This window comes from Burkholderia sp. Ac-20345 (assembly GCF_017104825.1).
Lineage (GTDB): Bacteria > Pseudomonadota > Gammaproteobacteria > Burkholderiales > Burkholderiaceae > Burkholderia > Burkholderia lata_B.
The window spans coordinates 1-5,871 of the sequence record NZ_JAAGPO010000340.1 but is presented as its reverse complement, the minus strand read 5'-3'; the positions used below and the strand labels follow the sequence as shown (position 1 = coordinate 5,871).

At 63.9% G+C, this 5,871-nt stretch carries 6 protein-coding genes and 1 pseudogene; 2 read left to right on the top strand and 5 right to left on the bottom strand.

The window, feature by feature from the left end; translation table 11 throughout:
* Together flhC and flhD are read right to left on the bottom strand one after the other, a co-directional pair.
* On the bottom strand, positions 1–507 hold a 507-nt coding region (gene flhC, locus G3O06_RS46015), incomplete at its 3' end, for a flagellar transcriptional regulator FlhC (RefSeq protein WP_205820052.1).
* A 92-nt stretch (positions 508–599) separates the two neighbouring features.
* The gene (gene flhD / locus G3O06_RS46010) at positions 600–920 is read right to left on the bottom strand and encodes a flagellar transcriptional regulator FlhD (protein ID WP_039346834.1); all 321 of its coding nucleotides are present in this window, start codon (positions 918–920) and stop codon (positions 600–602) included.
* Between the two features lie 664 nt (positions 921–1,584).
* Here flhD and G3O06_RS46005 point away from each other — a divergent pair.
* Positions 1,585–2,649 (top strand): glycosyltransferase family 4 protein, encoded by a 1,065-nt coding sequence (locus tag G3O06_RS46005; RefSeq protein WP_174974179.1) that lies wholly within the window; start codon positions 1,585–1,587, stop codon positions 2,647–2,649.
* A gap of 105 nt (positions 2,650–2,754) precedes the next feature.
* Here G3O06_RS46005 and G3O06_RS46000 read toward each other — a convergent pair whose 3' ends face one another.
* Positions 2,755–3,051 (bottom strand): H-NS histone family protein, encoded by a 297-nt coding sequence (locus tag G3O06_RS46000; RefSeq protein ID WP_011350588.1) that lies wholly within the window; start codon positions 3,049–3,051, stop codon positions 2,755–2,757.
* A gap of 299 nt (positions 3,052–3,350) precedes the next feature.
* On the opposite strand from G3O06_RS46000, the gene aqpZ reads away from it, so the two are divergent.
* Entirely contained in the window at positions 3,351–4,091 is a 741-nt protein-coding gene (gene aqpZ / locus G3O06_RS45995) for an aquaporin Z (protein ID WP_174916701.1), read from the top strand.
* 118 nt (positions 4,092–4,209) lie between these two features.
* Here the strand turns inward: aqpZ and G3O06_RS45990 are convergent, their stop codons facing one another.
* Both G3O06_RS45990 and G3O06_RS45985 read right to left on the bottom strand, forming a co-directional pair.
* Complete coding sequence (locus G3O06_RS45990) at positions 4,210–5,034, bottom strand: Cof-type HAD-IIB family hydrolase (protein WP_205820051.1); 825 nt, start codon at positions 5,032–5,034, stop codon at positions 4,210–4,212.
* Positions 5,035–5,199: 165 nt separating this feature from the next.
* Positions 5,200–5,700 (bottom strand): annotated as a pseudogene (locus G3O06_RS45985) (ATPase); the annotation flags it as partial.
* Positions 5,701–5,871 lie beyond the last annotated feature (171 nt).

Here is a 5,871-nt window from a genome sequence, read left to right as displayed (position 1 = left end):
GGTCTTGCCCGCGCGCGACGGCGGCTGGCAGAGGCCGCAGACGAAACCTTGATGCGGATCATGCGCATGCGCGACGAAATGGCCGCCGCAGCGCGTGCACGGGGTCATCTGCAGCATCCCCGAATCGAAGAAGCGCACGAGCGTCCATGCGCGCGTGAGGCTCAGCGCGGCCTCGTCGCCGGACAGGTTCACGTGCTCCTGATAGAGCCGGTACGCCTTCACGATCGACTGGATCGGCTCGCAGCGGCCGTGGTCCTGCATGAACCGGTAGATGTTGTAGAACAGCGACGAGTGGATGTTCGGCTGCCACGTCATGAACCAGTCGGTCGAGAACGGCAGCATCCCCTTCGGCGGCGACACGCCCTTCAGTTCCTTGTACAGCTTGATCAGACGGTCCCGCGACAGGCTCGTCTCCGCTTCCAGCAGCTGCAGCCGGGCGCCCAGTTCGATCAGTTCGATGGCGAGGGTGATTTCCTTCACCTCGATCACGACGCTTTTGCTTGCCATGGTGATAACCGTCCGCTTGACGTTGTTCGGATGGATGGCCAATACGCTGCCCACCGGCGCGGCACGCCGGGACACACGCAAGGCGGGATGGATCAGCGGACGCCTTCGACCTGCTGCCCGGCCATCAGGATGGCCGAGTGGGCATGCGCGACGACATCGCTGCGGCCCTTGTCGGCGAGCGACGACAGCAGCGCGTGATCATCGAAGCGGAAGCGGCACAGCATCTGGTTCGACGCAGCCAGCTTCACGGTCTGTGCGAGCGTGAGGTTGGCGAGCAGGTCGGCGAGTTCCTGGGAAATGCCCATGCGGAACATGCCCATCGCCTTGTCTTCCCGCAGCAGGCGTTGCGCGAGGAGGAGGTAGGACAGGTTGACCTCTTTGATCTCACTGAGCATTTCGCTGGTAGCGCTCATGATTCCCCCGTTAAAGAGCTTTGCTTTGGCCATTCATGTTATGAAAACGTTTGCTCGATCAGGGCGCTCTTGGCGCTCAGTCGGCTCGTTTATAGTCTTACAGGGCGAATTTTGGCCAAACGGCATTTATGCCGGTATCAGCGAAGTGGCGTATGCCATGCAGGATTTGTCTGTAAACCGTGTAGGAATTTTTCCGACAAGGCGAATTGAAAGCTGCAATCGGGGAAGCGAGTGACAGCGCGGCTTCGGCTGCGATGTGTCCGATGGCCTCCGTGCGGTAACGGAAGGCTTGCCGACAAGGCTGCGGGCAATCGAATCGGTAAAAATTATATTACTTTTTCACAACAGCGCAACAATAGTTGCGTCTATCTCCATTCTTGTTTCCGCGCCCTTTTTCTCGGGGTTTTCGCGTATTTCATCGTGTAACAAGCCTTAAGTGTTTGAAAAAACACTCGAACCCCGCTGGGCGATATCGATAATGGACTCCAATGGGCGGCGGCGCGAGCCGTGCCGGCCCGCCCCGCAGCTTGCCGTCCGGCGCCCCGCGCACCCCGCCCAGGGCACGGCCACGTACCGCCAACCGCGTACGCCGGCGAGTTCCGCAACCTTGCACGGGATCCGCACCGGCGCCACCGTGCCCCCGGATCGAAACAGGAGAACACCCATGCGAATTGCCCAGATCGCGCCGCTTTACGAAGCCGTTCCGCCGAAACTCTACGGCGGCACCGAGCGTGTCGTGTCCTACCTCACCGAGGCGCTCGTCGAACTCGGCCACGACGTGACCCTGTTCGCCAGCGGCGACTCGGTCACGTCGGCCCGTCTCGAGGCGGCGTGGCCGCGCGCGCTGCGGCTCGACCCGTCAATCCGCGATTCGATGGCGCCCCATATGCGGCTCCTCGAAAAGGTTGCCCGGGTCGCGCACGAATTCGACGTGCTGCACTTCCACCTCGACTACCTGCCGTTCCCGCTGATGTCGCGCCTCGACACGCCGTACGTGACGACGCTGCACGGCCGCCTCGACCTGCCGGAACTGCAGCCGGTGTTCGACGCATTTCCGGACGCGCCGGTCGTGTCGATCTCGAACAACCAGCGCAAGCCGCTGCCGCAGGCCGCGTGGGCCGGCACCGTGTATCACGGGCTGCCCGACACGCTGCTCACGCCGCAGCCGGGCGTGAAGCCCGAATACCTCGCGTTCCTCGGCCGGATCTGCCCGGAAAAGCGCGTCGACACCGCGATCCGGATCGCCGCGCAAAGCGGGCTGCCGCTGAAGATCGCCGCGAAGGTCGACAAGGCCGACGCCGACTACTTCAAGGAAGTGATCGAGCCACTGCTCGGCCAGGCACACGTCGAATTCATCGGCGAGATCAACGAGGCGCAGAAGCCCGCGTTCCTCTCCGGCGCAAAGGCGCTGCTGTTCCCGATCGACTGGCCGGAGCCGTTCGGCCTCGTGATGATCGAGGCGATGGCCTGCGGCACGCCGGTCGTCGCGTTCAACCGCGGCTCGGTGCCGGAAGTGATCGAGGACGGCGTCACGGGCTTCATCGTCGAGGACGTGCAGGGCGCGGTCGGCGCGCTCCATCGGATCGACAGCCTGTCGCGCACCGCCATCCGCGAGCGTTTCGACACGCGCTTCAGCTCAAAGGCAATGGCGCAGCGTTACGTCGAAACTTACGAATCGCTTGGCACGGGAACCCGTCAACCGGCATTGCGCCGGGTCGCCGGCGCCTGACACGGAAATCCGCGAGGAAATATTCCGTAATCAAATCCGCGCCGAAATCGGCGCGCCAAACAAAAGAGCCGCATCTCGATGCGGCTCTTTTGTTTGGGTTTTCGGTCATTCGATGACGAAACGATCGCGGTTTTTACCGACGATCCAATTCGGCGGCTTGCCGCGCCCGCTCCAGGTCGCGCCCGACTTCGGATCGCGGTATTTGGGCGGCAGCGGCGCCTTCTTCGGCGGGCGTCCGCGCTTCGCTCGCTCCGCGAAGCCCAGATCCTGGGCAGTCAGCCCATATTCGGCAATCTTTTGCTGGACTTCCGCAATCACCGCCGCCACTTCCTGGCGGCGCACATCATCCGCCTGGGCTTGCAGATCGGCGATCTGCGCCTTGAGTTTCGCGTATTGAGACATTTTTTGACTCCCCTTTTGATGATGCGGCCCCGGCGAATCCGGCCGGGACACCAACATCCGTTACGTCATCAGCACTGCCGCCCTACCCTTCGAAATTAATGCTGCCATCTTTAACCGATTCGGCTATATCGAGAATGCGGACTTATTCTAATAAAAGGCATTCGTCAGCTATTCAAATTTAACAATCGTTGACCCTCCCCCACCCGATTCATTTCCTATAATCCAGACCAATTCCCGGTGATGGTTTAAAACCGTCGTGTCGTCCGGTTGCCTTCAATCCACTTGAACAAGGTCCTTACATGAGTCTTTCTCAGCGTCTCGCTGCAGAGGTATTCGGCACGTTCTGGCTGGTGCTCGGCGGGTGCGGAAGCGCCGTGCTGGCCGCCGCCTTTCCGGGCCTCGGCATCGGCTTTGCCGGTGTCGCACTTGCCTTCGGCCTGACTGTGCTGACGATGGCATTCGCAATTGGCCACATTTCGGGCTGCCACCTGAATCCGGCGGTGAGCGTCGGCCTGACGGTCGCCGGCCGCTTCCCCGCACGCGATCTCGTGCCGTACATCGTCGCGCAGGTTGTCGGCGCGACGCTCGGCGCATTCGTGCTGTACCTGATCGCGACCGGCAAGCCGGGCTTCGACGTCGTCGGCAGCGGCTTTGCGACGAACGGCTTCGGCGAGCGCTCGCCCGGCCACTACGCACTCGGCGCGGCGTTCATTTGCGAAGTCGTGATGACGGGCTTCTTCCTGTTCGTGATCCTGGGCGCCACCGACAAGCGCGCACCGGCCGGCTTCGCACCGATCGCGATCGGCCTCTGCCTGACGCTGATTCACCTGATCTCGATTCCGGTCACCAACACGTCGGTGAACCCGGCCCGCTCGACCGGCCCCGCCCTGTTCGTGGGCGGCGAAGCGATCGGCCAGCTCTGGCTGTTCTGGGTGGCGCCGATCATCGGCGCGGTACTCGCAGGGATCATCTACCCGCTGGTCGCGGGGCGTGACAACGCCGTCGACCAGCTGCCGGCATCAGCTCGCACAAGCGAATAAAACACTACGGGGTCAAGCGAGCAGAGCAGCGAGCCTCACGCTGTCCAAGAACATCGAGGCAGGTAATTTCGACGGGCGCCATTGGCGCCCGTTTTTCATTTCCGCCCCGGCAGGACGCTCAGGATGCGGCGGTGTTGCCTTCGAGCGAGAACAGCGTGTGCAGGTGGCGAGCGACGCCCGCGTCGAAGTTGTTGCCGATCCGCGGAATGTGCGGCAGCCGCGCGATCAGGTCGGGGTTCGCGTTGTTCATCATGAACGCGTGGCCGGCGGTTTCGAGCAGGTCGATGTCGTTCATGTTGTCGCCGAACGCGATGCAGTGGCCGGTGTCGACGCCGAGCCGCGCGAGTACCGAGCGCAGCGCGCGGCCCTTCGACACGTTCGCGGTCATCACTTCGAGGCAGTCGGGCAGCGAGTACGTGACGTACAGCGCATCGCCGAAGCGCACGCGCATCTGCTCGGCGACGACCGCCAGGTCGGCCGGATCGCCGATATACAGCACCTTCGCGATATCCGTGCCGTCGTGCGCGGCCATGTCGATCACGTCGTAGCGGAAGCCCGAATCCTGGTGGAATTCGAGCAGGTGCGGCGCATCGCGGTCGATCAGCCAGCCCTGGTCGGTGAACAGGTTGACGATCACGCGGCCGTGCGCGCCGACGACATCCGGCTGCACGAGGCCGCGGACGATCGCCGGATCGATGTCCTGCGCGTGGATCGTCGTGTCGTCCGGCGCATGCACGCGCGCGCCGTTCGACGTGATCAGGTACGGCCGGATGCCGAGCACGTCGCGAATGCCGGCGACGTCCGCGTAATGGCGCCCGGTGGCGATCACGAACTGCAGGCCGTCGCGGTCGAGCCGACGGACGGTGTCGATCGTGTACGGATCGAGCTGGTGGTCGCTGTTCAGCAGGGTACCGTCGAGATCGGTGGCGATGACTTTGTACATGGGACGGAAGAATGGCGCTCAGGGCTCTGCGGAACGGCCATTCTAACGTCGTGCCCGGTTGCCCGCCGGACGGTTCCCGGTCGATCGCCGCCAACGGCACGGTTTCGGTGTGCTTTCAACCACCGTCGAACGCCTTCGGTTGCGTTCAGTTGCGTTCAGTTGCCTTCAGTTACCTTCGGCCACCCGCAGTGCCTGCAGCGCGAGCCGCAGCGCGCCGTGCGCCGAATCGTCGAGCGGCGCGCGCAGCCGGGCGGCATGGCGCGCCGGCACGGCCGGTGCGAGCGCGTCGGCCAAGCCGCCGCACAGCGCGACCGGCAGCGCCTGCTGCGGATCGAGCGCGTCGATCATCTTGCCGATCTCGTCGCCCGCCTGCGCGATCAGCGCGCCCGCGACCGGATGCGAACGGTGCGCGAGCACGATCGGCGCAAGCCGCGCGTAGATCGTCTGGTTCGCATCACACGACCACTGGACGAGCGCATCGCGATCCTGCGCGCCCGTTTCCGCGAGCAGCGCGTTCGCGAACGCATCACGCGGCACGCGGCCGTCGAGCGCCTGCTGTGCATACGCGAGCGCACGCACGCCGAGCCATGCGCCGCTCGCCTCGTCGCCGGACGGAAAGCCGAAGCCGCCCGCGATCCGGCAGGCGCCCGCCGCATCGAGCGCCGCCCCCGCGAGGACGGGAGGGGGGCGCGGAGGGGAAGAGGGGGAGCCAACGTGGTGAAGTTCGAGGGGGGCCGCGTATATAAAAAAAAAACACAAGAAACACACTGACCGGATTAATATGATGTATCGCAGCATACGAGTATCACCCTCGCATGCGACGCTTCTACAGCACTA

Coding starts and splice junctions, on each gene's coding strand:
- flhD (WP_039346834.1), bottom strand. CDS start 920: ATGAGCGCTACCAGCGAAATGCTCAGTGAGATCAAAGAGGTCAACCTG.
- aqpZ (WP_174916701.1), top strand. CDS start 3,351: ATGAGTCTTTCTCAGCGTCTCGCTGCAGAGGTATTCGGCACGTTCTGG.
- G3O06_RS46005 (WP_174974179.1), top strand. CDS start 1,585: ATGCGAATTGCCCAGATCGCGCCGCTTTACGAAGCCGTTCCGCCGAAA.
- G3O06_RS46000 (WP_011350588.1), bottom strand. CDS start 3,051: ATGTCTCAATACGCGAAACTCAAGGCGCAGATCGCCGATCTGCAAGCC.
- G3O06_RS45990 (WP_205820051.1), bottom strand. CDS start 5,034: ATGTACAAAGTCATCGCCACCGATCTCGACGGTACCCTGCTGAACAGC.